The 24,782-nt window shown below is 65.1% G+C and carries 25 protein-coding genes; 13 read left to right on the top strand and 12 right to left on the bottom strand.

Annotated features, from left to right (window positions below; genetic code table 11):
• The first annotated feature begins 30 nt into the window (after positions 1-30).
• The 3 genes from KRR55_RS12930 to KRR55_RS12940 are packed head-to-tail and all read left to right on the top strand — an operon-like array spanning position 31 to position 1,946.
• Positions 31-267: a flagellar FlbD family protein gene (locus tag KRR55_RS12930; RefSeq protein WP_217389487.1), complete on the top strand. Its 237-nt coding sequence runs from the start codon at positions 31-33 to the stop codon at positions 265-267.
• 15 nt (positions 268-282) lie between these two features.
• Complete coding sequence (locus KRR55_RS12935; RefSeq protein WP_217389488.1) at positions 283-1,116, top strand: motility protein A; 834 nt, start codon at positions 283-285, stop codon at positions 1,114-1,116.
• Positions 1,113-1,946 (top strand): OmpA/MotB family protein, encoded by an 834-nt coding sequence (locus KRR55_RS12940; RefSeq protein ID WP_336245110.1) that lies wholly within the window; start codon positions 1,113-1,115, stop codon positions 1,944-1,946. Before KRR55_RS12935 ends, KRR55_RS12940 begins: the two co-directional genes overlap by 4 nt.
• A gap of 1,539 nt (positions 1,947-3,485) precedes the next feature.
• Here KRR55_RS12940 and KRR55_RS12945 read toward each other — a convergent pair.
• Complete coding sequence (locus KRR55_RS12945; RefSeq protein ID WP_217389489.1) at positions 3,486-3,710, bottom strand: hypothetical protein; 225 nt, start codon at positions 3,708-3,710, stop codon at positions 3,486-3,488.
• A gap of 444 nt (positions 3,711-4,154) precedes the next feature.
• Here KRR55_RS12945 and KRR55_RS12950 point away from each other — a divergent pair, with 444 nt between their 5' ends.
• The 9 genes from KRR55_RS12950 to KRR55_RS12990 all read left to right on the top strand — a co-directional run bounded on the left by KRR55_RS12950 (position 4,155) and on the right by KRR55_RS12990 (position 12,565).
• Positions 4,155-5,078 carry a flagellar motor switch protein FliM gene (locus KRR55_RS12950; protein WP_336245111.1) on the top strand — a complete coding sequence of 308 codons (924 nt, stop codon included), beginning with the start codon at positions 4,155-4,157 and terminating at the stop codon, positions 5,076-5,078.
• Positions 5,075-5,821, top strand: coding sequence for a flagellar motor switch protein FliN (gene fliN / locus KRR55_RS12955; protein ID WP_254456152.1), 747 nt, complete (start codon positions 5,075-5,077; stop codon positions 5,819-5,821). The genes KRR55_RS12950 and fliN overlap by 4 nt, the downstream gene beginning before the upstream one ends.
• A gap of 20 nt (positions 5,822-5,841) precedes the next feature.
• On the top strand, positions 5,842-6,336 hold the full coding sequence (gene fliO, locus KRR55_RS12960) for a flagellar biosynthetic protein FliO (RefSeq protein WP_217389490.1): 495 nt from the start codon (positions 5,842-5,844) through the stop codon (positions 6,334-6,336).
• On the top strand, positions 6,333-7,154 hold the full coding sequence (gene fliP, locus KRR55_RS12965) for a flagellar type III secretion system pore protein FliP (RefSeq protein WP_217389491.1): 822 nt from the start codon (positions 6,333-6,335) through the stop codon (positions 7,152-7,154). The genes fliO and fliP overlap by 4 nt, the downstream gene beginning before the upstream one ends.
• Positions 7,154-7,429, top strand: a complete 276-nt coding sequence (fliQ, locus tag KRR55_RS12970) for a flagellar biosynthesis protein FliQ (RefSeq protein ID WP_217389492.1) — start codon at positions 7,154-7,156, stop codon at positions 7,427-7,429. Before fliP ends, fliQ begins: the two co-directional genes overlap by 1 nt.
• A gap of 2 nt (positions 7,430-7,431) precedes the next feature.
• A complete protein-coding gene (locus KRR55_RS12975; protein WP_217389493.1) occupies positions 7,432-8,196 on the top strand; it encodes a flagellar biosynthetic protein FliR in 765 nt (254 codons plus the stop codon).
• Positions 8,193-9,314, top strand: a complete 1,122-nt coding sequence (locus KRR55_RS12980) for an EscU/YscU/HrcU family type III secretion system export apparatus switch protein (protein WP_336245112.1) — start codon at positions 8,193-8,195, stop codon at positions 9,312-9,314. Before KRR55_RS12975 ends, KRR55_RS12980 begins: the two co-directional genes overlap by 4 nt.
• A 115-nt stretch (positions 9,315-9,429) precedes the next feature.
• Positions 9,430-11,484: a flagellar biosynthesis protein FlhA gene (locus KRR55_RS12985; protein WP_217389494.1), complete on the top strand. Its 2,055-nt coding sequence runs from the start codon at positions 9,430-9,432 to the stop codon at positions 11,482-11,484.
• The gene (locus KRR55_RS12990) at positions 11,468-12,565 is read left to right on the top strand and encodes a hypothetical protein (protein WP_217389495.1); all 1,098 of its coding nucleotides are present in this window, start codon (positions 11,468-11,470) and stop codon (positions 12,563-12,565) included. Before KRR55_RS12985 ends, KRR55_RS12990 begins: the two co-directional genes overlap by 17 nt.
• A 43-nt stretch (positions 12,566-12,608) precedes the next feature.
• On the opposite strand, the gene KRR55_RS12995 is transcribed toward KRR55_RS12990, so the two are convergent.
• On the bottom strand, positions 12,609-14,162 hold the full coding sequence (locus KRR55_RS12995; RefSeq protein ID WP_254456153.1) for a sensor histidine kinase: 1,554 nt from the start codon (positions 14,160-14,162) through the stop codon (positions 12,609-12,611).
• 344 nt (positions 14,163-14,506) lie between these two features.
• On the opposite strand from KRR55_RS12995, the gene KRR55_RS13000 reads away from it, so the two are divergent.
• The gene (locus tag KRR55_RS13000; protein ID WP_217389497.1) at positions 14,507-15,298 is read left to right on the top strand and encodes a response regulator transcription factor; all 792 of its coding nucleotides are present in this window, start codon (positions 14,507-14,509) and stop codon (positions 15,296-15,298) included.
• A gap of 7 nt (positions 15,299-15,305) precedes the next feature.
• On the opposite strand, the gene KRR55_RS13005 is transcribed toward KRR55_RS13000, so the two are convergent.
• The 10 genes from KRR55_RS13005 to KRR55_RS13050 all read right to left on the bottom strand — a co-directional run bounded on the left by KRR55_RS13005 (position 15,306) and on the right by KRR55_RS13050 (position 24,432).
• Positions 15,306-15,767, bottom strand: a complete 462-nt coding sequence (locus tag KRR55_RS13005; RefSeq protein ID WP_217389498.1) for an Hpt domain-containing protein — start codon at positions 15,765-15,767, stop codon at positions 15,306-15,308.
• 214 nt (positions 15,768-15,981) lie between these two features.
• The gene (locus tag KRR55_RS13010) at positions 15,982-16,863 is read right to left on the bottom strand and encodes a type II secretion system F family protein (protein WP_217389499.1); all 882 of its coding nucleotides are present in this window, start codon (positions 16,861-16,863) and stop codon (positions 15,982-15,984) included.
• Between the two features lie 10 nt (positions 16,864-16,873).
• Positions 16,874-17,800 carry a type II secretion system F family protein gene (locus KRR55_RS13015; protein WP_217389500.1) on the bottom strand — a complete coding sequence of 309 codons (927 nt, stop codon included), beginning with the start codon at positions 17,798-17,800 and terminating at the stop codon, positions 16,874-16,876.
• Between the two features lie 9 nt (positions 17,801-17,809).
• Positions 17,810-19,336 (bottom strand): CpaF family protein, encoded by a 1,527-nt coding sequence (locus KRR55_RS13020; protein ID WP_217389501.1) that lies wholly within the window; start codon positions 19,334-19,336, stop codon positions 17,810-17,812.
• Positions 19,333-20,532, bottom strand: a complete 1,200-nt coding sequence (locus KRR55_RS13025; RefSeq protein WP_217389502.1) for a CpaE/TadZ family protein — start codon at positions 20,530-20,532, stop codon at positions 19,333-19,335. Before KRR55_RS13025 ends, KRR55_RS13020 begins: the two co-directional genes overlap by 4 nt.
• Complete coding sequence (gene cpaB, locus KRR55_RS13030; RefSeq protein WP_217389503.1) at positions 20,529-21,266, bottom strand: Flp pilus assembly protein CpaB; 738 nt, start codon at positions 21,264-21,266, stop codon at positions 20,529-20,531. Before cpaB ends, KRR55_RS13025 begins: the two co-directional genes overlap by 4 nt.
• A 9-nt stretch (positions 21,267-21,275) precedes the next feature.
• Positions 21,276-22,262: a pilus assembly protein TadG-related protein gene (locus tag KRR55_RS13035; RefSeq protein ID WP_336245113.1), complete on the bottom strand. Its 987-nt coding sequence runs from the start codon at positions 22,260-22,262 to the stop codon at positions 21,276-21,278.
• A gap of 29 nt (positions 22,263-22,291) precedes the next feature.
• The gene (locus tag KRR55_RS13040) at positions 22,292-22,666 is read right to left on the bottom strand and encodes a TadE family protein (protein ID WP_217389505.1); all 375 of its coding nucleotides are present in this window, start codon (positions 22,664-22,666) and stop codon (positions 22,292-22,294) included.
• 91 nt (positions 22,667-22,757) lie between these two features.
• Complete coding sequence (locus KRR55_RS13045) at positions 22,758-22,967, bottom strand: Flp family type IVb pilin (RefSeq protein ID WP_217389506.1); 210 nt, start codon at positions 22,965-22,967, stop codon at positions 22,758-22,760.
• A 733-nt stretch (positions 22,968-23,700) separates the two neighbouring features.
• Complete coding sequence (locus tag KRR55_RS13050) at positions 23,701-24,432, bottom strand: GAF and ANTAR domain-containing protein (protein ID WP_217389507.1); 732 nt, start codon at positions 24,430-24,432, stop codon at positions 23,701-23,703.
• Between the last annotated feature and the right edge of the window lie 350 nt (positions 24,433-24,782).

Below are 24,782 nucleotides of genomic sequence, written 5' to 3' on the forward strand. Positions count from 1 at the left end.
AGTGCTCCTCTGAAAGGACGGGGTGCTTCAATGATCGTTGTAACCAGGCTCAACGCCACACGCTTTGCGATCAACGCCGACCTCATCGAGCGGATCCAGGAAAACCCCGACACCGTTGTGTTCATGGTCAACGGCGCGAAGTACGTGGTCACGGAGACCATGGAAGAAGTCATCGCCCTGGTGGCGGGACATCGTGCCCGGGTGGTTTCACTGGCGCGGAACTACGAGCCGCCGCAACCATCCGTTCCGCCCCTGACGCATCGATAAAGAGGACGCCCCCAAGTGGATCCAGCAACAATCATTGGCCTCCTGCTGGCCTTCGGCGCCATGTTCACCATGCTTTTCATGGAGGGCGCCAACGTCTCGTCGATTCTGCTGCCGGCCCCCATGATCATCGTGTTCCTCGGAACCATCGCCGTGGGCATCGCCAGCGGCACCATCAGTGACACGATCATTGCCTTCAAGTCCCTCCCCTCGGCTTTCCGGGGCAAGATCGCCCCGGTGGGGGAGCTGATCACCCGCCTGGTCGAATTGGCGGACCTTGCACGCAAGGAGGGTCTGCTGGCGCTGGAGTCCGAGGCCAGGGAAACCAAGGACCCGTTCCTGGGCCGGGCCCTGCAGTCCATGGCCGACGGCATGGACGGGGACGAGCTTCGCGACCAGCTCGAGGATGAGATCTCCACCCGCGAGCGCACTGATGCGATTGCGCACAAGTATTTTTCCACCCTGGGCGGTTATGCCCCCACCGTGGGCATCATCGGCACCGTGGTCTCGCTGACCCACGTGCTGGAAAACCTCTCCAAGCCCGACGAGCTCGGGCACATGATTGCCGCTGCCTTCGTGGCCACGCTGTGGGGACTGGTCTCGGCCAACTTCATCTGGCTTCCCATCGGCGCGCGGCTGCGCCGGCTTTCGGAACTCGAAATCGACAGCATGACCCTGGCCATGGAGGGCGTGCTGGCGATCCAAGGCGGCAGCCAGTCGATCCTGCTGGAAGAGAAGCTGAGGGCCATGGTCCCGTCGTACGCATTGGGCACGAAGAACGACAAGAAGAATGGCAAGAAGTCCAACTTCGGGGCCGCATCCGTGCTCGATGACTTCAAGGAAGCCGCGTGAGTGGCGGCCGCAGCAGTAGCCGGCGCGGGGGCCGGAAGGGCCGCAAGCCGGCAGAGTCCGGGCACGACGGTCCGGACGAGCGCTGGATGGCCTCCTACATGGACATGGTCACGGTGCTGATGTGCCTGTTTATCGTTCTTTTTGCCATGTCCACTGTCGACCAGGACAAGTACACGAAACTGAAGAATTCCCTTGCCACCGGCTTCGGCACCGAACAAAGCATTACCGCGGACACAGCGGAGGGCGTCGTGGTCCCGCCCGAGCTGGTGGGCACCGAGGGATTGCTGGCCAGCAGCCAGATTGACGGCCAGACCAAGGAAACCCTGCTGGCCCTGGCCCAGGACGAACAGTCCGAACTGATTGAGCTCAAGGAACGCATCCAGAAGCGGCTGAAGGATTCCGGGCACGCCGGCGCGGCCGATTTCTCCATCGACAACCGGGGCCTCACCGTGCGCTTGGTCAGCGCGGAGACCTTCTTTGTGCCCAACAGTGCCGAGCTCACCGACAATGCCCGCGAGATCATCGACGCCATCGCCCCGGTGTTGGCCCCCACCAAGCGCTACTTCGAGGTGGAGGGATTCGCGGACGAGCGCCGCCCGGTCAAGCCGTACCCCACCAACTGGGAGCTCTCGGCTTCCCGAGCCACCGGAGTGCTGCGCTCGCTGGTCGAGGACGGTGGCGTGAAGGCCTCGCGGATTTCCTCGGTCGGCTACGGGGACGCCCGTCCGGTCCCAGGCAACAAGGACCTGTCGCTGAACCGCCGTGTCGACATCGTGGTGCTGTCCAACCAGCCCGAGTCGGTCCGAAGCCTGCTGAAGCAGAACCCGTAGTCACCTAGCGTGCCTGCGACAATGCCGGGTCGGAAGCCTTCCAAAGCGGTACGACCTTGGAACAACCCTGCGCCGGCACGTTTCTCTCTTCTACTTCCCCTCATGGTGTCGTAGGGTGATGCCAAGGGAGCGGAATCGCGTCGCTTGGGGAATTCGCGCGGGGCTGCTCTGAGATCACTTTTGGGGAAGTGGCTGGTGGCCAATGCTGAGACACCGTGGAAACAAAGTGCATTCAGGTCAAATGGAAGAGCGTGTCCTGGCGCCATCCAGAAGGCCTCGGCGAACGACTCTGGCAGCCATGTTCATCGACGTCTTCCATCTGGACGATGAACCGCAGACCGTGCGAAGAACCGGGAATCAGGCCACCGGCATGGTGATGCTCGGCGGTGAATATGCCCGGACGCCAGGTCGCGCAGTGGTCTGCACCTGTATCCGGGCTGGCGACGTTCGCGTAATTTCCGTCCCAGATCCGGAGTGCAGGGGTCACGCCTAACTGCCGGGATATTTCATGCTGGCCAGCCCTACAGGAGCGCATTATTGGATAACGACGACCAGTTGCGTTGCGATTGGAAGGCACTCTCCCCGCAGCCCGTGCAGATGGTGCTGACGATCAGTCCGTATTAAACATTGATGGTCCGCATTTACGAAGAGAAAACGTATGCGCCCAATCCGATTACGACGGCAATGAGTGCCGCAAGGCCGATGTTCTGCCATAACACCGGAATGCGTGGCCCCTGATCGTAATAACGACGATTTCCCAAAGTTAGCTCCCAAGCTGGTGATTGAAACTCCAACAGTATGTGAGCTGCGGTACACCGGATTGCCATTCACGTGGCTTTCACCTCGCGGTTCACCCTGTGCAGGCCACGTAGCGACATATGGTCCATCAGAACCCTTGGCGTGAGCCGCGCCAAGGCAACAATCTGCCGGGATTGTTCACTCGCGGCGCGGTCCAGCGGGGTCGCATGTCCGCAAGACCGGCGACACATTGCCTGCTACCCGGGAGGACTTCGTCCTGCCCGATAGGAGGGTTTCACTGCACTATCCGTCGCGATTGTTCAGTTCTCGTGCCCGCCAAAAGCCGTTGTGAAAACTCTGCTCTTCCTCTTGCCGTCACCGAACGATCAGGTAGGCAGCAATCCCAATAACCGCTAAAACCAAAATACCCAAACCAATGTTCTGCCACAGAAGCGGAATGCGTGGACCTTGGCTGTAATAACGACGCTTGCTCATGATCAGCCTCCAAGTCTTTGAAATGTGATTCCCGTACAGGACCCACAGTCCAAGCTACCTGCCGTTCCTGATAGCTCGCTCAGTTCGTCGCAACCCACGGCGGGCTTTGCCAAGCTCGCGAATCCGACTATCTGCCGTTTAGGTGAGGGTGTGCTGGTTGTTTGAGCGGAGAATCCGCCGCCAATCGGCGCCCGTCACTGTTCTGCGGGCACGCTCACTGCTCGTGACACGGGAAGCCGCGTGTACGCAATCCGTAAGCGGTGAGTCATATGGGCAGGGCCAATCGGTGCGGTCTTCCGCACGCTGTTAGGCCGTGATGACCTTGCCTGCGTTCGTGTTGACAGCCTGCTCGATACGTCCCAGGGCCCGAATCATCTCGAGGTGGTGATCCTTGAGTTCATTGACGGCCTCCGCCAGATCGACCTCAGGAAGATTCTTGAGATCCGCCACGCGTGAGTTCCAGGACTCCACGAGGGCGAACGCCTGCGGGGTCGTTTCTTGGACGATAAATCCCTCGTAAATGTTGGTCATTATGGACCTCTCCTCTTCGATGCGCTGGAATCCGCTACGTGAACACTGTTGAGCTTAGACTCTCGGCCGACTACGGCTCCACTTCATCCCTGGCCAACAACCCTACGTCGCCCGAAAGGCAGCCATGCCCGAATCCAAGGCGGTGACGCGGTGTTCGATGATATCCCCCGCGGCCAGTAGACCGGATCCAGCGCACTCAACAGAGCTCCCGGGTCAGCTGTTTCAACACCCGACTTCATCGAAATGGTTGGACCGAGAATCTGCAAACGTGGGCGCGACAGGGGCGGTGACAAACCAGCCTGAGTCGATCGGTTATCGGCGAGCAGCGATCAGTTCGCGCAAAATCCCTAGTCAGTCTGCTACTGACGATTCCAAGGAATCGCGGGACGAATATTTGCCCCAACCGACTAACCAACCAGCCACTGTCTGCCGATAGTGGTGCCAGTGACGATCTTGCCTGCGGGACGCCCCGATGCGGGTGGGCCCAATCCAACACCCCCTGACCCGGCCGCCGCCGTTGTCTATGACTTCCGCCGCCCCACCACCCTGGCCCGGGAACACGCGCGCGTGCTCGAACTTGCCTTCGAGACCTTTGCCCGTCAATGGGGCACCCAGCTGACGGCCAAGATCCGTGTCATGTCCCAGGTAACCCTCGAATCGGTCCAGATGCAGTCCTACGACGACTACGTCGCGGGCCTGCCGCCTGCCACCACCATGGTCCTTTGCGAGGCCGAGGGGCACGGCGCGCGCGCCGTCATCCAGTTCCCCGCCGCGGACGCGCTGAACTGGGTCTCGCACATGCTCGGCAGCCCCACCACCACCCATGCACCCGAACGCAAGTACACGCGCATCGAGCAGACACTGGTGCGCGGGCTGATGGACGAGGCGCTCGAGGACCTGCACTACTCACTCGGTGCCCTGCTGCAGCAACAGCTCGCGGTGGTCGGAATCCACCACAATTCGCAGTTCGCGCAGGCCGCCACGAAGTCGGAGATCGTCATCGCCGCCTGGCTGCGGGTGCGCGTGGGGGAGCGCAGCACGCTGGCCTCGGTCGCGGTGCCGGCCGACATGCTGCTGCCGCAACTGGGGGAAACCAATCCGCGCACGCCGGTGGAGAACGCCGCCGAGCTGCTCACCGAGGCCATCGCCGGGGTCCCGGTGGACGTGGCCCTGGCACTCGGTCCCAGTTTCGTCACCCCCGGCACCATCCTGAATCTTGCCGTGGGAGATGTGCTGCCCCTGCCGCACCCCGTCCACCGGCCCTTCGAGCTGTCTGTTGACGGGCGCCGCCTGGGCACCGCCGCAGCCGGCACCCGCAGCGGCCGGATCGCCGCAGTCGTCGTTTCTACCGAGGAGAGCCTCTCTTGAGCCCCGAACCAACTTCCATCCCGGTCCTGCACTCGACAGCGCTGTATTCGGCGGCCGCCGAGGCACTGGCCGGCATGCTTCCCACAACCTCGCCGGTCACCGCCGTGCTGCACTCCGGCACCCGCGATGCCGCCATGCTGAAGGGATCCGGCGAGCTGGTGGCCGCCGGCTTCGTCGGCCAGCACTCCGCCGACGTGCTGCTCTCGGTGGCTGCCCCGATGCTGGGAGGAGCCCCGGGCGGACCCGGCTCGCTGGTGTCCGCAGCAGACATCCTGCGACCTGCGCTCGAAGCCGCCACCGGCGTGCTGGGAGCCGGCGTGCTCTCCACCGATTCGGCGGTGCACGCCGATGCGATGCTCGGGGACGCCGAGACCGTGTGCTTTGAACTGCACAGCGCCGGGAAGGAAATCGGCTTCTTTGCCATCCGCATCCGCAACAACGAACCCACGCAGCTGCCCGCAGGATCCGCCCTCGAGGGACGCGAAGACGTGGCAAGCCGACTGGGCCGCATCAACAACGTGGAAATGGCGTTGACCGTGGAAATCGGGCGCACACGCATGTCGGTGCGCGATGTGCTGGGCCTGGAGCCCGGCGCCGTGGTGGAGCTCGATCGCTCCGCCGGGGCTCCGGCGGACATCCTGCTCAATGGCCGGCTTATCGCACTGGGCGAGGTCGTGGTCATGGACCAGGACTACGGCGTGCGCATCACCCAGATCCTTGATGTGAACGAGGGCCTGGCCTAGTTTTGGATAGCTTCTTCTTGGTGCTGCGGGTGATCGTTTCGCTCGCGGCGGTCTTCGGATTGTTGTTTTACCTGCGCAAGCGCGTGCTGACGCGCTTCGGGTCCCCGCGTGCCTCGCAGCTTTCCGTGGTCGAGCGCCAGGGCTTGGGCCCGAAGTCCTCCGTGGTGCTGCTCGACGTCCAGGGCCGGCGCTACCTGCTGGGCGTGGCCGAGTCCTCGATCAGCGTGCTGGACTCCTTCGAGGCACCCGAGCCAGTGGCACCAGATCCTCTTGAAGAGGTCAACGCCCCGGTCACCATGGCCGAACGCTCGCGCGCCTTCGCAGCTCACCTGAACACCATGCGGCAGGGCGGCGTCCCCGCCAACGAGCCCGGCGCGGAAGGCCCGGCTGCGAACGAACAGGGTACGCCGGCGGTGCTTTCATCCACGCCTTCGGGAGCGCTTGCCGGCTCGATCCTGTCGCCGGACACCTGGCGCCGGGCCGTGGCCGCCGTCCGGTCTGGCCGCGGCGCATGAGAGCGCTTCGCACTTCCCTGCCTTCCCGCGCCCGGATGGCCCTGCTGGCCGGGTTGCTCCTGGTGCTGCTGGTTGCCCTTTCCTGGCTCAATGCCTCCTCCGCCCTTGCCGCGCCGGTTGAACCCGGGGACCCGGGGGACAACGGCGGGCTGTCCGTGGAAATCAACGGACCCAACGGCACCCCCAGCTCCGCCATCGTCACCCTCATTGCCATCACCATGCTTTCGGTGGCCCCTGCACTGCTGCTGATGATGAGCTCGTTCACCAAGATCTTCGTGGTCCTTGCCTTCACCCGCAACGCCCTGGCGCTGCCCACCATCCCGCCCAACCAGGTGCTGGCCGGCCTGGCGCTCTTCCTCTCCTTGTTCATCATGGCCCCGGTGCTCACCGCCATGAACGAGACAGGCGTCCAGCCCTACCTGGACGGGTCCATCGACCTCACCCAGGCCCTCGAGGTCGGGGTGGTGCCGCTGCGCGAGTTCATGCTGGCGCACACGCGCGAGGCCGACATCGCATTGATGACCCGCGCCGCGGAACTGCCCAACCCCGCCACCCCTGCGGATGTCGCGCTGACCACTTTGATCCCGGCCTTCATGATCTCCGAGCTGCGCGCGGCCTTCATCATCGGCTTCGTGATCTTCGTGCCCTTCCTGGTCATCGACCTGGTGGTCTCCTCGGCGCTGATGTCCATGGGCATGATGATGCTCCCGCCGGTGATGATCTCCCTGCCGTTCAAGATCCTGCTCTTCGTGCTGGTGGACGGCTGGGGCCTGGTCATCACCGCGCTCATCGGTTCCTACCGGATCGGCGGCGGCTAATGGATCCGAACGCCGTCCTGGACATCGGCCTGTCCGGGCTGCTGGTCGCCGCGAAGCTTGCCGCCCCGGTGCTCATCACCTCGCTGGTGGTGGGCTTCGCGATCTCGCTGTTCCAGTCGATGACGCAGATCCAGGAAATCACCCTCTCCTTCGTCCCGAAGGCCGCGGCAGTCGCCATCGCGCTGCTGGTGTGCGGGCACTGGATGATCGCCGAGATGGTGCTCTTCACCCACGAGCTCTTCGAGAAGATCCCGGCCCTGCTGGGAGGCGGGTAAGGATGCTGGCCACCGTGCCGCTGGCCTGGCTGGAGGTCATGATGCTCGCGGCGGTGCGCGTCACCGCGTTCCTGGTCATTGCCCCGCCCTTTTCGCACAACGCCATCCCGCTGCGGATCAAGGGAATGCTCGGCATCGGGCTCGCCCTTGCCGTCACCCCGCGCCTGTCCGGGGGCTACGAGTCGCTGGCCACCGGGCCGTTCCTGGCCGCCGTCGTCTCCGAGCTGGTGGCAGGGGCCGCCATGGGATTCATGGTCATGCTGGTCTTCTCCGCCATCCAGTCCGCCGGCAGCCTCATCGACCTCTTTGGCGGCTTCGCCATGGCCCAGGGCTTCGACCCCCAGTCAATGATCAACGGCGCCCAATTCACCCGCTTCTTCCACTTCGCCGCCCTGGCCCTGCTGGTCGCCTCCGACGGCTACCAGCTGGTGCTCGCCGGGCTGTTCCGCTCCTTTGCCGTCATCCCGCTGGGCGGCGGGATCGGGCTGCCGTACGTGGCCGAATCCCTGGTGGGCGCGGTGGGGGAGATGTTTGTGGCCGCGGTGCAGATCGCCGGTCCCCTGCTGGTGGTCCTGGTGCTGGCCGACATCGGCCTGGGCCTGCTGACCCGCGCCGCCCCGGCGCTGAACGCCTTCGCCATGGGCTTCCCGCTGAAGATCATGCTCACCCTCGCGCTGGTCGGCACCGTGTTCGTGGTGCTGCCCGCACTGGTCTCCGCGCTGGTGCGCGGGGCCCTGTCCCTGCTTTCGGGGGTGGGCGGAGCGTGAGCCAGGATTCGGGGGAGCGCAGCGAAAAGGCCACCGCCCAGCGCATGAAGGAGGTCCGCGAGAAGGGCAAGACGACCCGCTCGCAGGACCTTGCCGCCTGGCTGGGCATCGGGGCCGCGGCCCTGATGCTGCCCGGGGTGCTTAGCGCCGCCGAGACGGCGGGCCGGGCACAGCTGGAGGCGGTGCGCCGCATCATCGCCGCCCCCGACCCCGAGGCGGCGCTCGCCGCGCTGGGCACCGGACTGGGTTCGCTGCCCGGATCCCTGCTGCGGCTCTTCGTGGTGGTGCTGGTGGTCGTGGTGGCCACCGCCGCGCTGCAGGGCGGAATCAACTTCAGGAAGTTCCGGCTGGATCCGGCAAGCCTGAACCTCGTCACCGGCATGCAGCGGGTCTTCGGGCTCCAGGCGCTCTGGCAGGGGCTCAAGGCCCTGCTGAAGGTGGCGGTCATCGCCCTGGTGCTCTGGTTCGTCGTCTCCTCGCTCATGCCGCTGCTGCTGCAATCCGGCTCCCTGCCGCTGGCGTCGCTGCTGGCCGCCGGGTCGGACGGTGCGGCCTCCCTGATCCGAGCCTCGGTCGTTGCCGGGCTGGTGCTGGCCGCCGCCGACGTGCTGGTGGTCATGCGCCGGAACCGCAAGCACACCCGGATGACGCGCAAGGAAGTCACCGACGAGAACAAGCGCACCGACGGGGACCCGCTGATCAAGTCCCAGCGCCGGGCACGGCAGATGGCGATGAGCCGCAACCGCATGATCGCGGCCATCGCCGACGCCGACGTGGTGATCGTGAACCCCACCCACGTGGCGGTGGCGCTGCGCTACGAGCCGGGCAAGTCAGCGCCCCGGCTGGTGGCCAAGGGAGCCGGGAACATCGCCGCGCGCATCCGCGAGGAAGCCGCCGAGAAGCGCGTGCCCATGATCCGCGACGTGCCGCTGGCCCGGAACCTGCACGAGGTCTGCGGCATCGGGGACGAGATCCCCGCCGAGCGCTACAACGACGTCGCGCGGGTCCTGGCCTTCGTGATGACACTCAAGGCCCGCGGCAACGCAAACGGCGTCCACACGGTTCCCGACGCACCGGGCACCGCACCCGGCCCGGGAAGACGGGCGGGCCCGACATGAGCCCGGCGCCCCGATGTCCCCGCACGCACCTTCCTTCACCGCCCCAACCCGGGCCGCCTCGCCGGCCCGGGACCCAACCGCCGGCCGACCGCCGGGCCACAAGGAGCACGACCGAATGAAATTCGCCTCCCTCTCCAAGATCGCCGTGCCGCTGGGCGTGGTGGGCATCATCATGCTGCTGGTGGTCCCGGTTCCCGCCGCATTGCTGGACGTGCTGATCGCCGTGTCCATCCTGCTGGCCCTGGTGATCCTGTTGACCACCATGTTCGTCAAGCGGCCGCTGGACTTCTCGGTCTTCCCCTCGCTGCTGCTGGTCGCCACGCTGCTGCGCCTGGGCCTGAACGTCGCCTCCACCCGGCTGGTGCTGGGCAACGGGTACGCCGGGGAGGTCATCGCGGCCTTCGGCTCCATCGCAGTGGGCGGCTCGCTGATCATCGGCTGCGTGATCTTCCTGATCCTTGTCGTCATCCAGTTCGTCGTGGTCACCAAGGGCGCCGAGCGCGTTGCCGAGGTCGGGGCACGCTTCACCCTTGACGCCATGCCCGGCAAGCAAATGGCCATTGACGCCGATTTGAACGCCGGGTTGATCACCGACTCCCAGGCGCGCGAGCGCCGCGCCGAGGTGGCAGCGGAAGCCGACTTCTACGGCGCCATGGACGGTGCCTCCAAGTTCGTCAAGGGCGACGCCATCGCCGGGCTGATCATCATCATCATCAACCTCGTCGGCGGCATCGCCATCGGCATGGTCTCCCGCGGCATGGGCATCTCCGAGGCACTGAACACCTACGCGCTGCTGACCATCGGCGACGGCCTGGCCACGCAGATCCCCGCGCTGCTCATGGCCGTGTCCACCGGCATGATCGTCACCCGCTCCAACGCGTCGGCCGACATGGGCTCCACCGCCTCGCAGCAGCTGGCGCAGTCGCGCACCGCGCTGCTGATCTCCGGGGCCTCGGCCATCGCCCTGGCACTGGTGCCCGGGATGCCGAAGCTGCCCTTCATGCTCATCGGCGCCCTGCTGATCCTCACCGCCCAGCGCATCAAGTCCAACGAGGCCAAGGCCGAGTCCCTCGCGGAGGTGGCGCGGCAGAACGAGGCGGCGGTGGTGCCCACCGAAACCACCGAGGACCTGATCGAGAAGATGCGGGTGCACGCCTTGGAGATCCAGCTGGCCCCCGACCTGGTGGACGTGGTCAACGGGGGAGGGGACGACCTGCTGGCCCGCGTCCGCGCCCTGCGCCGCCGCGTGGCCATGGAGATGGGCATTGTGCTGCCGCCGGTGCGCACCCGCGACTCGGTGGACCTGCCCCCCGCCACCTACACCATCAGGATCGCCGGGGTGGAGGCCGGGCGAGGCACGGCCCCGCGCGGAAAGGTGCTGGCCCTGGGCGAGCACCTGGATTCGCTGCCCGGGGTTTCCGTCGTGGAGCCGGTCTTCGGGCTTTCAGGCAAGTGGGTGCCCGCCGAGCTGCGGCACAACGCGGAGATGGCGGGGGCCACCACCATCGACCGGGTCTCGGTGATCGTCACCCACCTCTCCTCGATCGTCCAGGCGCAGGCAGCCAGGCTGCTGACCCGCGAGGACGTGCGGGTGCTCACCGACGCGGTGCGCGAAACCAACCCCTCGGCCGTGGAGGAACTGGTGCCTTCCCCGCTGTCCCTGGCCGAGGTCCAGCGCGTGCTGCAGGGCCTGCTCATCGAGGCGGTGCCCATCAACGACCTGGGGCGCATCTACGAGGCCCTGGCCCTGCGCGCCAAGGCCAGCACCGACCCCGAAGGCCTCATCGAGGCGGCCCGCACGGCACTGGGCCCCGCCATTGCCGCCGGCTACCTTGAGGGGAACACGCTGCGCGTGGTCATGATCGATCCCGTCTTGGAACAGGGCATGCTCGAGGGGCTGCGCCCCTCGGAGGCAGGAAGCCAGATCATGCTGGATGCGGCCCGCTTGGAGGCGGTGCTGGCCTCGGTCAAGCAGATCGCCGGGGAGCTGGAAACCCGCGGGCTCTCGGCGGTGCTGGTCTGCGCCCCGGCGCTGCGCCCGGCGGTGCGCCGCCTGCTGGGCACAGCCCCCGGTTCCATCCCGGTGCTCTCCTACCAGGAGGCCACCGCCGGCGGGGCAGAGATCGAGACAGTGGGGGTGGTGCGCGGTGCCGATGCGATTTCAGCTTGAGGGTGCCAGCCTGCTGGAAATCCACCAGCGGGCCATCGCCGAGTACGGGCAGCACATCCGCATCGTTTCGGCCGAGCGGGTCACCGTTGGCGGCATCGGCGGGTTCCTGGCCAAGTCGCACCTCGAGGCCATCATCGAGGTCCCTAACGAATACGCACCCGAGGGGCACGTGCTGGAACCCGGGGACGAACCGGCGCCGCAGCGAGCCATTGAGCCCGCTCCCAAACTCCGGTCCCCGAAGCACGGGTCATCAAAAGCCGTTGAGGAACCGGAAGCCGGCAGGCCAGCTTCCCCGGCACCCGACTCCTTCATTTCCCCTGCCTTGACGCCCGATTCTCCGGCCGTGGCCGGCGGCATCGACGGGCTGCTGGCGCGAGCGGATGAGGCCGAGCTGCGTCTGGCCCCGCAGCTGCCGGTGTTCGCCGACCGGGGCACGCTGACGCCGCTGCCCGGGAGGCCCGACTTCGACCGCCTGCTGGACAGCCAGGCCTTCGCACTGGAACCCGCCACCGGCACCCGCGCCGCAGGCGGACCATCGCCCCGGTCCGGTGCGCCAAGGTCTCCGGCAGGGCATACTGCGGCGCCGGGCACCGACATCGTTCCCTCTCCGCTGGCCGGCCCCGGGGACCTGGTTGTGGTGATCGGACTCTGGGGAGATGCCGGCATGGGAGCCGGCGAACTCGACGAGGGCACTGCGCTGCGGCGCAATGCCGGGGAGCTGGCCCAGAAGTTCGATACTCAGGCCCTGGCCCGCAGGCCGATCCTTGACCGGCGCGGCATCCTGCGCGCCCGTGCCACCGCGGTGGCCGACGGCGTCCCGCTGCTGGTTTCCGTGGCCATCAATCCGCTGCTGGCGCTGCCGGCGCAGCTGCATTTGCTGGAGGTGCTGGCGCCCGACCAACTCTGGGTGGCGGTGGATGCCGGGCGCAAGGCCGAGGACAGCGCCGCCTGGGTCCAGGCCGTCGCGAAGGCGTGCGGGATCTACGGGGTGGTCTCCCTGCATGCCGAGGAGACCCTGTCCCCGGAAACTGTCTGGGAGCTGGGGTTCCCGGTGCTTGAGACCAGGGACCCGGGCGCCTAGTCCCATGGGGGCCGGCAACCCGGCACGACGATACTCCGGGCCATCAGGCCAGGGCCGGCTCCACGGGCAGGGTGACGTTCATGCTGGTGCCCTCCCCGGGTGTGCTGGTGCACTGGATGCGTCCGCCGTGCCGGTCCACGATGGCCTTGGCGATGGAGAGCCCCAGGCCGGTGCCGGGGATGGCGGCATCACGCACCTCGTTGCTCCTGAAGAACTTGTCGAAGACGCGGGGCACGTCGTGGGGAGATATCCCGAGACCCGAGTCGCTGACTTCAAGGATCGCTTCGCGGCCGTTCGAGGTCGCGGTGACGCGGATTTCGCCGCCGTCCGGTGAGTACTTGATGGCATTGGAAATGAGGTTGTCCACCACCTGGGCGATCCGCGCCGGATCCGCATGCGCCCACAGCGGGGAGGGAAAGTCAGTCACGATCGAGACCTTCGCTGCTTGTGCCTGCGGCCTGACGGCCCCGACGCAGGACTGGACCAGCCCGGCGAGGTCGGTCTTCCGGGGATGGATGGTGGTTGCAGCAGAGGCAGAGAGCAGCAGGTCCGAGACCATGTCGAGCAGGCGTTCGGCGCTGTGGTGGGAGTACCGAAGGTATTGGGCCATGCTGCCCAGGGAGGCCGCGGCGTCGATGTCCAGCTGGTCGAGCACCAGCTCCAGGTTTCCGAGAATCGAGGTCAGTGGCGCGCGCAGGTCGTGGGAAACGTTGGCAATCAATTCATCCTTGGCCGAGACCGCCTCGTAGAGGCCTGTCACGTCGCTGAAGGCGATCACGGCCCCGCCGAAGCCTCCGTCCTGTCCGCGCATGCTCCGGGCCGCCGTGCCGAGCGCCCGCTGTTCATTTCCCGTCCCCGTCCACACCACGTAGTCGCCGAATTCCTCGCCATTCACTGCCCTGCGGATCGGGTGTTTGTCCTCAGCCAGGACCGCCTCCCGATCCTGGCCCAGCAGCACCAACCCCTCTTCCTCAGGTGCGTGCGCGGCGGTGCTCGGGGTCAATTGCCGGAGCCATTCGTTGGAGAGGATGGTTTTTCCTTCGGCATCAACGGCCACGATGCCCACGTCCACGGTGTCAAGGACGGTGCCCAGCAGCCGTTCACGTTCGATGCTGGAATTCAACAGCTCCCGCAATTCCCTGTCTTGCTGCTCCAATTGCCGTTGCTGCAGGGCCACGTTGCCCGCCACCGAACGGATGGCCAGGGAAACGGCCAAAAGCATCAAGGGCAACAGGAACATGCTGGTCAGCTGGGCCCCCGTCGCACCAGAGAGCAAGGGGACGCGCGCGGCAATGATGACCAGGGGGCCCACGAAACTGATGATGGTCACGGCCCAGGGAAACATGCCCGAGACCGACAACCAGATGACAGGAAACACTGCAAGTGCCGCCAGACCCCGCAGGATGTCCGAGGCCCCGTTGTGCAACAACCCGATGACGACCAGGTCGCAGACCGGGATGAGCAGCGGGGCACCGATTGGAAGCCGTTCCCAGGGAACCAGCCACGCCGCAAGGATGAGCAAGGCGTGCCCGGCCAACCCGACGATGACGAATTCTCGCTCCAGCAGGATGGGCGAGGAGACTGTCGCGGCAATCATGGCGAAAGCGAGCACCACGGTCAGCGGCAAATGGCAAAGGCCGATGCGAGCCCGCGGCCCGAGCCGACGCAGATGGAAGAGCAGTTTCGTCGGTTGAAGGGAATCGGGGATTCCCGCCCTAACGGAAGATCGACCATTCATGCCCGCGCCTGCATATCGCATAAAACCATAGTGCCACCATGAACTCGCGATCCGGCATAATTCCCCGCCTCGGTCCGATGCTTCTCCGTCGGCCTAACCTGCATACCACTTGTAGTTTCAGGAATCGACTGGTAAGTCTTGAGGATAGCCAGTGGGGAGGTGAATTCGTATTCGGGTTTCACAAACGGCAGAGGACACTGACGATGAATCAAGGGACCGTCGTGGTCATTGAGGATGACGCCGACGTCCGGAACCTCGTGGTCGCGGTACTGCGGCAGTCCGGGTTCGAGGTGGTCGCGGCGGCCACCGGGCTCGAAGGCGTGGAAACGGTCAGGGAAAAGGAACCGGTCGTCGTGACCCTGGATCTTGGCCTGCCGGATATCGACGGCCATGAGGTGTTACGCCGCATCCGCCAGTTCAGCGACTGCTACGTCATCATGTTGACTGGCAGGGACGATGAGGCGGACACCTTGACCGCGTTGCATGCCGGTGCCGATGACTACCTGACGAAGCCGTTTCGACCGCGGGAACTACGTGCCCGGGTTGGGGTACTGTTGCGCCGTCCGCGTTCAGGGACCCCAGCGCCTGAACCCCACGGCACAACGTCCGAACCCCATGGCCCAGCGGCGGATACCCCGGCCAGGAAGCGGTTGACACTGCGCCATGGTGGCTTGGTCCTTGACAGCGAAGCGCGGACCGCGAGGCTGTCCGACGCCGAGCTCTCCCTGACCAGGAGCGAGTTTGATCTCCTGCAAGACTTGATGCGCAACGTCGGCACTGTACGGACCAAGGCCGATTTGGTTCATGTCGTCCGCGGCGAGATGCCGCGCGACGGCGGACGCGGATATGTCAGCGATGTGGACGAACGCGCGATCGAAGTGCACATCGGAAACTTGCGCCGGAAACTTCGCGAGAATGCCCGAAGCCCTCAGTGGCTGCTGACGGTGCGTGGAGTTGGCTACCGCTTGGCGGCACCCAAGCCGGAGAGGGAATGATCGACACCTAGCCCTGTTCCCTCGGCTTGATGTACTGCTCCTGCAGCTCCTGCAGGGTCTGCTGGCCGCAAACCTCCAGACCAGGCAATAAATCGACGGCTGTCGCTCCATCGCCGCGTTTGACGGCTTCCCCCAGTTCCCGCGCGTCCCCTGCGAGGCGCACGGCTCCCGCCATGGAAGCGGCCGTCTTCAGGCTCAGCAGGGCATCCAGCGCGGTATCCGGATCAAGGGGATCCAGTGCCTGGGCCAACCGTTCATAACGCGATTCCCACAGATCCACGAAGTCGTGCACGAAGCCCAAGACAATCGAAAGGTCGTCGACCTGCTGCTCGAGCTCCCGGAGAACCGCAAAATCCACCAGGGGCTGGCCGTTCGGTGATGGCAACGTGGACATTGGCGAGTCTTCTCTGGCGACCCCTGCCATGGTGTCGGTTGGGCCCATGAGCGGGGCGGTGGGCGGAGTGTGCATTGCCTTAGGATATCCGCTTGGACTGGGCAAGATAAGGGAAAATCCGGAGAACCGGGACAATCTGCGTGAATCCTGCGTTTGGCAACGGGCCAAGACGTCGTAAACGCCGTTAAAGATCGTCTGATCTGTGGTTGGAGACAATGGCCGTTGGCCCGCGGGAGCGTTAGCGCGGTCCACTCGGGGTGGAGATGACATGAGGGGGCCTTCCGTGGGGTCATTGCCCGCTGAACGTTGCGATGGCATTGATCACCGCCGGTCCAAGGATGGCGATGAAGAGAACGGGAAATATGAAGAACAGGAGCGGGAACAGGATCTTGACCGGCAACTTCATGGCCTTCTCCTCCGCACGTTGCCGCCGCTTCACGCGCATGACCTTGGCTTGCACCCGCAGAACCTGGCTGATGGCGATGCCGTATGCATCCGCCTGGACGACCGCCTGGACAAAGCTGCGCAATTCGGGGACGTTGGTTCGCTGGGCGAGGGCCGTGTACGCCTCCCGGCGTGAGCGGCCGACCTGCATGTCCTGCAGCGTGCGGATTAATTCCTGCGCCAAGGGTCCCCGGCCGTTTTCACCGGCTCGGGACACGGCGCCCTCGAACCCGAGGCCCGCCTCAACGCTGATCAGCATCTGGTCGAGCGTATTGGGCAGTTCAAGCTGCAATTCCTGTTGCCGTTTCTGGCCGTTGCTGATCAACAGCAGGTCGGGGATGAAGTATGCAGCGACGAAGACCCCAAGTCCCATGACCTTCATGACCGGGTGCGGATCCAGGCCGAAAAGGAACCCGAGTACCGCGCCGGCCAACGCCAGTGCGGGTTTCACTGCCAGGAGGCGGTCAAGTGGCATGGAGGTCGGGCGCCCGGCCAGGGAGAGCAGCTTGTCGAGTCGGCGAACATACGCCTCGGGAGTGAGGCGCCTGCCGATCCGCACCAGCAGGCCGGTATCGGGCCGGGCAGCGGTTTCCTCCAGGTCGTGGCCGCGGCGCAGGTTCTCCCTGCTGGCGGCCTGGCCCTTGCGGTCCACGGAGAAGAACGCGAGACCGAGGTAGAGCATGGCGAAGCCGACCAGCAACGCGCCGGCGGTGACGATGAGTGGCATTTTCCGGTCCTCAGAACTTCAAGTCGATGATCTTGCGCATCCACAGCCCGCCGACGGTCATGAGGACGACGGAGGCGCCCATCATGACCCAGCCCAGGGGCTGGGTGAACATCGGGGTCATGTAGCCGGGGCTGATGACCATGAGCATGGCTATGATGCCCACGGGCATGGCCATGAGGATGTAGGCCGAGAACTTGCCCTCGGCGGCAAGGGAAGCGATCTGTCCCTTGATTTCGCTGCGTTCGCGGATCGTTTCATTGACCTGGTCCAGCACCTCGGCCAGGTTTCCGCCGACCTCGCGGTTGATTTGCACGGCTTGGGCGATCCACCGGAAGTCCTCGCTTTGCATGCGGGTGGCGGCGTCGTTCAGCGAGGCCAGCAGGTCCCTGCCCAGGCTGGTTTCCGAGACGATGCGTCGCATCTCCTCTGACGTCGGGGCCGGGGACTCCAGGGCTGCGGCGTCCATGGCGCGCAGGATGCTGTGCCCCGCGCGCAGGCTGCCGGAGAGCAATTGCAGGGTGTCCACCAATTGCTCGCCGAATCCGTGGCGGCGCTTAGCGGTGCGACGCTGCAGGTACACGTGCCCGAGCGCCGGGACCAGCAGGAAAAAGAGCACGCCCAGTCCGGGCCCGGCAAGCAGCATGCCCAGCACCATGGCGACGAGCGCGGCGGAGGCCATGAGCACCAGGAACTCGCTTTGGCGCAGACGCAGCCCGGCGCTTTCCAGCGCCTCGCTGCTGAAGATCCGCAGCTTGCGCCCGGCGAGCAGGGCCTCGAGGAATCCGGTGGTTCCGCCGGCAAGCCGGGAGAGCTGCGTGGTGGGTGAGACGTCGACGGGGGCACGGCGATCCACGGCGACCCGTGCCGGGCGAAACGTGAAACCCAGGGCCAGGCCCAGAGCCAGCAGCATCAGGGCCAATCCGATCAATAATTCCATCTCGCCCTCCTAGGCGTTGGCGACGGCGTGTTGCCGGCCGGCAAAGACGGCAGGCGAAACCTGGATGCCCATGTCCTGGAACCTGTCCATGAACGTGGGCCGAATGCCGGTGGGGACCGGCGTGCCGCGGAAGCGCCCGTCATCGTCAACGCCGGCGGCGAAGTCGAAGACGAAGGCATCCTGCAGCGTGACGATGTCGCCCTCCATGCCCTGGACCTCTGTCACGTGCGTGATCCGCCGAGTGCCGTCGCGTAACCGGGAGATCTGGATGATCAGGTGCACTGCGGAGGCGATCTGTTCGCGGATGGCGCGCAGGGGAAGATCCATGCCTGCCATCAGGACCAGGGTCTCCAGCCGGGCGATGGCGTCGCGGGGCGAGTTCGAGTGCACCGTGGAGAGCGAGCCGTCGTGGCCGGTGTTCATGGCCTGGAGCATGTCCAGGGATTCGCCGCCACGGACCTCGCCCACCACGATCCGGTCCGGGCGCATGCGCAGGGAGTTGCGCAGCAGTTCGCGGATGGTCACTTCGCCTTTTCCTTCCGTGTTGGGTGGGCGGCTTTCCAGGCGCACGACGTGGTCCTGCTGGATCTGGAGTTCGACGGCATCCTCGATGGTGACGATGCGATCGGTTTCGGGCAGAAAGGAGGAAAGCACGTTGAGCAGCGTGGTCTTGCCCGTGCCGGTGCCTCCGGAGACGATGATGTTCAGTTTCGCCTTGACGCAGGCATTGAGCAGTTCCGCCATCGCCGGGGTCAGCGTCCCGAAGCGGATCAGGTCCTGCACCGTCAGCGGGATCTTGCTGAACTTTCGGATGGTCAGGGAGGAACCGCCCACTGCCAGCGGCGGAATGATCGCGTTGACACGCGACCCGTCCTCCAGGCGGGCATCGACCAGCGGCGAGGACTCGTCGATGCGACGTCCCACCTTGGCGACGATGCGCTCGATCACCTTGCGCAGGTGCTCCTCGGAGCTGAAGCGCGAGTCGCTGAGGACCAGCTTGCCCTTGCGCTCCACGTAGATCCTGTCCATGCGGTTGACCATGATCTCGGTGACGTCCTCGTCCTCCAGGAACTGCTGCAGCGGACCGTAGCCCAGCACGTCGTTGGCCACGTCGTTGATCAGGCGTGAGCGTTCGGCGGGGGAGAGCGGGACCTTCTCCGCGTCAATGACCTGGACCAGTTCCTCGCGGGCGCTGGCGCGCAGGTCCTCCTCGGTCAGCGTGGAATCGTTGAAGCGGCTTCCCATGCGTTCGAACAGTGCCTTGGCGGCACGCTGCTTCAGCCCTGCATAGGCATCCACCGGGTGGGTGATCGCTGACTTCGCGTTCGTCGAACCCGCGACCGGTGCATGCGCAGCCGGCTTGTAGATGTCCGAGGGCACGAGGGAGGGCATGACCGTTTTGGCTTCGGGCATGACAACGGAAGCCGCCTTGGGCAAGGCGGTGTCCAGGCGTTGGCTTGCCGCATGGCGGGCGCCGGAGGCACGATTCGACGGCGCAGCGTTTTCCGCGGCGCTGAGTCGCTCGGAGAGTTTCATCGGACAACCACCCTTCGGTGCAGCTTGCGGGCGGGCCGGAGGCGCCATTGCGGGTCGAAGCGCCGGGCCAGGTGGGCGAAGCCCTTGACCGCGCGGTCGGACTTGGATTCCTGGAGCACCGGGATGCCGCGGTTCGTGGAGAATGCCACGGTCCGCGAACGGGGGATGCTCACGTCAACCGGGGCACCGATCCAGGTCTCAATGTCCCCGATGGTCAGCCCCGTCTTGGGGTCGGCCATGTTCAGCACCACGTGGCGGGTTTCCGGGAGGATGTCCAGCTTCTTGAGCACATCGAGCCCGGTGCGTAGTCCGCGCACGCTGGGCACGTCCATGCCGCTGACCCACACGGCGTCGGTGCAGCGTTCCATGGCGGTCAGGGCGAGCTCGGTGAGTCCGGGGGCGCTGTCCACGATGACGTATTCAAATTCCGCGGAGAGCTGGTCGAGCAGGCGCTCGATGTGCGCGCTGGTGACGTGGTCCGCGTCGGCGGGGTCCTTCGGGGCGCACAGCGCGTAGAGCCCGGCGGGGTGGACGGTCAAAAAGGCCTTGAGCACCAGGGTGTCCTGGCTCGCCGAGAAGGACACGGCGTCCATCACGGTGTGCTCGGGATCCAGCGACAGCGCGGAGGCGACGTCGCCGAATTGCAGGTCCAGGTCGACGATGACGACGCCCATGGGCGCGATCTTGCCCAGGCCCACGGCGATGTTGGTGGCCACGGTGGTCTTGCCCACGCCTCCCTTGGGGGAGAACACGCCAATCACCTGGCCCCGCTTCTCCTGCGATTCTGCGCTCGCCGGCTGCTGGTGGCGGCTGCGTGCCGAATGGGCCTGGCAGGCGCGGTCAAGCACGGATGCGACCTGGGCGATGTCCGCCGAGGGTGCGAGGACGTCGCGGATCCCGGCGCGCATGGCATGGACCACGAGTTCGGGGTCGTAGTCGGCGGCGAGGACGACGCTGATTTCCGGGCACTGGACATCGAAGACGGTGGCCAGGCGAAGGGCCTCGTCGGCGGGGATGCCGGGACCCAGGATCAGGACCTCGGGTGCCTGTTTCAGGGAGTCCAGCAATTGCCGGGGGTCGGTGGGCACGCTGGTGGTCAGGAAGGAGCGCACCTCCCCGTGCAGGCCGCCTTGGACGGCGGCGCGGATGAGCTGGTCAAACTGGGCATCCGGGGAGATCAGGACGAAGCGGCTCACGGGTACACCTCCGATTGGCGCATGAGTTGGGGCGGGTTATTTTCCTTGGCATCCTTGGGCTCGTTGGTCAGCCAGATGCGGCCGTATTCGGCCGAGTAAACGATCTTCGCGGCCTCGCGGTCGGTCACGGCGAGGGAGACGAGCATGGTCCCGGCAGGCAGTGGCTGTGCACCCTCCGCCGCTTCGGCGGTGGCGTCGGCGCGCTGCAATCGCGTGACGAGCATCTTGTGGAAGACCCGGCCGGAGGCAGGAACACCGGCGTCGTCCCTGAGTCCTTCCTTGTCAAAGGACACGAAAACACCCACCGTGCTTCCGGCGGTGATGTTGCCGCCGACCATCCGCTGTGGTTCCAGGCCGAAGGTGATTTCCTGCAGGCCCTTGGGCACCGCGACGGTGCCGGGTGTTTGGAGGGAGGCAGGATCGACAAGTCGACTGGAGAGCAGCACCTCGCCGGGCGCCAGATCCGTGACTGTCACCTGACCGGCGATTTCGTCCAGGGTGGCCAGCGCCCCGGCGGGCACGGTGCCCGCGGGCCTGGCTTCGAGTGCCACGGATTCGCCAAGGTCGGCGACGGACGTTCCCTCGGGAACGGCCTGACGAATGACCAAGACGTTGGTGGGCGTGAGTTCCGCCATGGCGCGCGCGTCGGCTTTGGCGGCATAGGAGAAGACGAGGACAGCGCCGAGCAGCGCGAGAACGGCGGCGGCAACACCGCCCAGAAGTCGGGATTTCAAGAAAAGCTCCTAGTGGGTCATTCGGACGACGGTGGCCCCATAGGGGTTCACCGGTCCCAGGATGTGGCCCTCGTCGAGGGACACGTAGCGGACGAAACTGCCGATGATGCCGCGGCAGTCCCCGGTGCACGCCTGGGAACCGACGTGTGTGGAGGTGTTGCGGAAAACAGAGGGCAGCGAGGTTCCCCCGGAGAACTTCCAGCCAGCGACCTCGAAGGCAGCGAAGGAGGAAATCTTATAGACGGCCCCGGCGCCGGTTCCGCTCACCTGGTTGAAGACGGGGAGCAAGACCGTTGGTCGTCGGCCGGCGTTGAGTTCGGTGCTCCACTTGTTGAAGACCGTGGTGCAATTGGGCGGTTCGTTGTTGCCGGTGGAGCTACCGCCTTCCTGGACGAGAAGGTCGATGTAGCCGCCGCATTGCCCCTCGATCTGGGCCAACCACCCGAACCCGCCGGGGACCGGTGCTCCCGAGGGACCGTAGTTGCAGCCCGGGTTGGCGTATGACCCGCCGTGGAGCCCCAGTCGCTGGAGTCCGCCGTCGACGCGGCCTTCGACCTGGCAAACCGAGAATGCCGCGGGGAAAATGATGGGACCAGCTTTCGGGCTGCCCCATTGCGCACCTGCACGCGCTCCGACTTCTGCCGAGTCAAAGCCCATGATGCGGGCGAAGAAAAGCGAAACCATGTTGGCCTCGCCGCCTGTCTGCTGGGCTCCTGTTGTCACGGTGACAGTGCCCGCGCTCTTGTTCAGCTGGACGGACTGGATGTTGCTGAGCCCGTCGTTGGCATTCGTGTTCGCGTAGGTTGCGGCCACCGGGGACACTGTGGCGCAGGAGGTGCTGGCCAGGTTGCGGGCGCATTCCTGCGCAAGGGCAAGAGCCGCGGCGTCAGCGCCGTTCTGCAGCTGGGCCTTCTCGGCATACAGCATTCCGACATCCACGACGAGGGCCGTGAAGCCGAGCAAGGCGACCAACAGCAGGGCCGTCATCACGCTCACGGTTCCGCGTTCGGAATCCGAGGATTTCCTTAGCCTCCGCATCGCATGACCCCCTTGCCGGTGAGGGTGATGGGGGAGACGATGCCGGTGATGGTCGACAGGGGGTAAGTGATGGTGACGTTGGCCTGGGTGCCGGGCGTGCAGCCTGCGGGGGAGATGGCTATATTTCCATCCGTAAGCTTGGGGTAGAGGGTTGTGGCGGCGTTCTTGGTGGTCGAGCGCGCGGTGGCCGGATCGTTGGAGATGGCCATGACCCGGACGCCCTCGCGGGCGGCCTGGGTCAGCGTGAGCTGGGCGTTGTAGGCATGCCCGAACTCGATGATGCCCATGACCAGCATGAGCAGGACCGGAAGGACAATGGCGAATTCAACGGCAGCGGAACCGCGTTCGTTCTGCTGTGTCATGGCCTAGGCCTTCCGGGTTTGAATGGTTGAAACATGCCGTGGTGGCGGGGCGAGTAGGCCCCGCCACCATGATGTGGTTGTTGGAGCGAGACTAAGCTCCGACGGCGGGGAGTGCTGCGCTGACCTTTAAGAACAATGCGTTCAATTGCGGGCCGAGGAGCATGAGGGTGGCGATGATGGCGACGGCGATGACGCCGACCATGATGCCGTACTCAACGGCGGTAGCGCCGGTTTCATCGCGCTGGAAACGGTTCTTGATGCGGAAGCCGAGGGTCTGGAGAGTGGCGTAAATGGACAGCATGGGAGAGCTCCTGAATGAAGTGGTGTGTTGGTTTCGCGAGGTGCATCGGACTGCTTCGTGCACCGCGCTGAAAAAAACATAGCAAGACATTTCGAGGTTAAGGCCGGACCTGCGGCTATCCTCGACGAACCCTATACCAACCCCTGGGAAGCTGCGTTTTTCCTGCGCTTAAACTGAACCAAACCGGCGTTTTGGCCGAAGCACGAAGTTGCTGAACGGCGGAATTTGAGCGGTCATTCAAGCGTGATTTTGCCGCGAATGTTGGGACCCAATCCTGTCTAGGACGCGTAGTTGTGCCGGGTTGATTCTTGTGATTGTCGGAGATGCGGGAGAGGACCACGGTTGCTGCAGTTGGAGCGGAGGGTCTGATTGGCGTCTCGGGAACATGATTCGAAGCCGATGACATGCTCGTTGCAGTAAGCCCGGAAGGAATGGCACCGCAGAGGTGCGCTCGCCGGGTACAGGCGGTGGGGCTCTCGAAGGGGCTCGACCCTCGTACGACCGAGGCTGAGAGCCAGGCCTGCCTTGACGAAATCCATCCTGACGGTGGCCTTGGCATGAGTACCGCGGGCCGGCCCTATTGCCTTCGAGGCATTCTCCTAATCAAACCCTAAAAACAAGCCACGGGAGCTAGTTTTTCCAGGGATATGGGCAACAGAATGCAGACTAGACAACCGAACGATCCTAGTAGTTCAGACCAGCTCTCTGGGATCTGAATTGTGCGCCGGTCCGTTCAAGCTTCGAAATGCGTGAGCCCGGGCGACTGGGCAAATCGGGAGGTCATCGCCAGTGCAATGTCATGCAGTTTCTGGTTCCGATTATTTGACGCACTGCGAAGGAAGTCGAAGGCTTCGGCGGCTGTGCAAGAGTTCTGGGCCATAATAATGCCGCGAGCCAAGTCAATGGCCGTCCTGGATTCCAACGCGGCGGACAGATCCTGCGATTTCAGCTCGGCCTCCGCGATCCTCAGGGCCATGCGCAACGCCTTGCTGCCTCCATCCGCGTAGCCCATCGCGTCGAGGATGAGGCCGTCGTTGATGGCACCGATTCGTGCTGTAAAAAAATTGAGGGTGCCAGATACGTGGGGTCCCAGTTGCAGTGGGAGGACCAGTAAGCCGGTAAAGCCACTGTCGGCTAATTCGCGCCCCAAGTCGGGCCACCGGGAATCTGAAGAGTCAGCCAGGATGACCGGCAACCCGGTGCGTATGGCATGGAGCCAGGGTCCGGCATCCATAGGATGCTCCACCTGACCAAGATTGATCACTCGATCATCGCTGCCGGCGATTGCCGCGGGAAGTCTGCTCCTTTGCATAACCACCGAACATTCAACCACAGCCCCGTAGGCGTCCGTCATTGCCGCAGCTACTTGGCTGACCAGACTTTCCAGAAGGCTTTGGAGGTTTTTCATTTCCGACACCAGATCGCATAGCTCCCCAAAAGCCGCCATTTTTCTTGGCGCGTCCATGACTCTGAACCTATGGCAGAGGCTCGTGTTTCACAACAACTGATTCGTATCCACTCGATGAAATGTTCGTTCCTCGGATCGCCGAGTAGCGGTGTCACAAGCGGTCCAATTGAATTGGCTTCGAATCATATGCGCGGGCGAGCGCCGACCCGCGGTAGGGCATGGATACCTGCTTTTGGGCGACCACGGCACTTTAGGTATCGGTCTTCCGCCTGGAGCCCCTGCCTCTCGCGGCGCAGCGTCTCGAGGGCGCTGGTTTCGGCCGGCAGTCGTTCCAGGCGCCGCTTGGTCGGTCCTTGGCCATTGGCCGCAGCCCTTCTTCGCCTTGTTCCCGGTACATCGTGGCCTAG

The organism is Paeniglutamicibacter quisquiliarum (assembly GCF_019084045.1).
Lineage (GTDB): Bacteria > Actinomycetota > Actinomycetes > Actinomycetales > Micrococcaceae > Paeniglutamicibacter > Paeniglutamicibacter quisquiliarum.

Excerpts from the sequence above, each read along its gene's own strand:
- KRR55_RS12945 (WP_217389489.1), bottom strand. The coding sequence starts at position 3,710 with ATGACCAACATTTACGAGGGATTTATCGTCCAAGAAACGACCCCGCAG.
- KRR55_RS12985 (WP_217389494.1), top strand. The coding sequence starts at position 9,430 with ATGAAATTCGCCTCCCTCTCCAAGATCGCCGTGCCGCTGGGCGTGGTG.
- KRR55_RS13005 (WP_217389498.1), bottom strand. The coding sequence starts at position 15,767 with ATGCACACTCCGCCCACCGCCCCGCTCATGGGCCCAACCGACACCATG.
- KRR55_RS13040 (WP_217389505.1), bottom strand. The coding sequence starts at position 22,666 with ATGACACAGCAGAACGAACGCGGTTCCGCTGCCGTTGAATTCGCCATT.
- fliQ (WP_217389492.1), top strand. The coding sequence starts at position 7,154 with ATGGATCCGAACGCCGTCCTGGACATCGGCCTGTCCGGGCTGCTGGTC.
- KRR55_RS12975 (WP_217389493.1), top strand. The coding sequence starts at position 7,432 with ATGCTGGCCACCGTGCCGCTGGCCTGGCTGGAGGTCATGATGCTCGCG.
- KRR55_RS12995 (WP_254456153.1), bottom strand. The coding sequence starts at position 14,162 with ATGATTGCCGCGACAGTCTCCTCGCCCATCCTGCTGGAGCGAGAATTC.
- KRR55_RS13020 (WP_217389501.1), bottom strand. The coding sequence starts at position 19,336 with ATGAAACTCTCCGAGCGACTCAGCGCCGCGGAAAACGCTGCGCCGTCG.
- KRR55_RS13015 (WP_217389500.1), bottom strand. The coding sequence starts at position 17,800 with ATGGAATTATTGATCGGATTGGCCCTGATGCTGCTGGCTCTGGGCCTG.
- KRR55_RS13010 (WP_217389499.1), bottom strand. The coding sequence starts at position 16,863 with ATGCCACTCATCGTCACCGCCGGCGCGTTGCTGGTCGGCTTCGCCATG.
- KRR55_RS12990 (WP_217389495.1), top strand. The coding sequence starts at position 11,468 with ATGCGATTTCAGCTTGAGGGTGCCAGCCTGCTGGAAATCCACCAGCGG.
- KRR55_RS13000 (WP_217389497.1), top strand. The coding sequence starts at position 14,507 with ATGAATCAAGGGACCGTCGTGGTCATTGAGGATGACGCCGACGTCCGG.
- fliP (WP_217389491.1), top strand. The coding sequence starts at position 6,333 with ATGAGAGCGCTTCGCACTTCCCTGCCTTCCCGCGCCCGGATGGCCCTG.
- KRR55_RS12930 (WP_217389487.1), top strand. The coding sequence starts at position 31 with ATGATCGTTGTAACCAGGCTCAACGCCACACGCTTTGCGATCAACGCC.
- KRR55_RS13045 (WP_217389506.1), bottom strand. The coding sequence starts at position 22,967 with ATGCTGTCCATTTACGCCACTCTCCAGACCCTCGGCTTCCGCATCAAG.
- KRR55_RS13050 (WP_217389507.1), bottom strand. The coding sequence starts at position 24,432 with ATGGACGCGCCAAGAAAAATGGCGGCTTTTGGGGAGCTATGCGATCTG.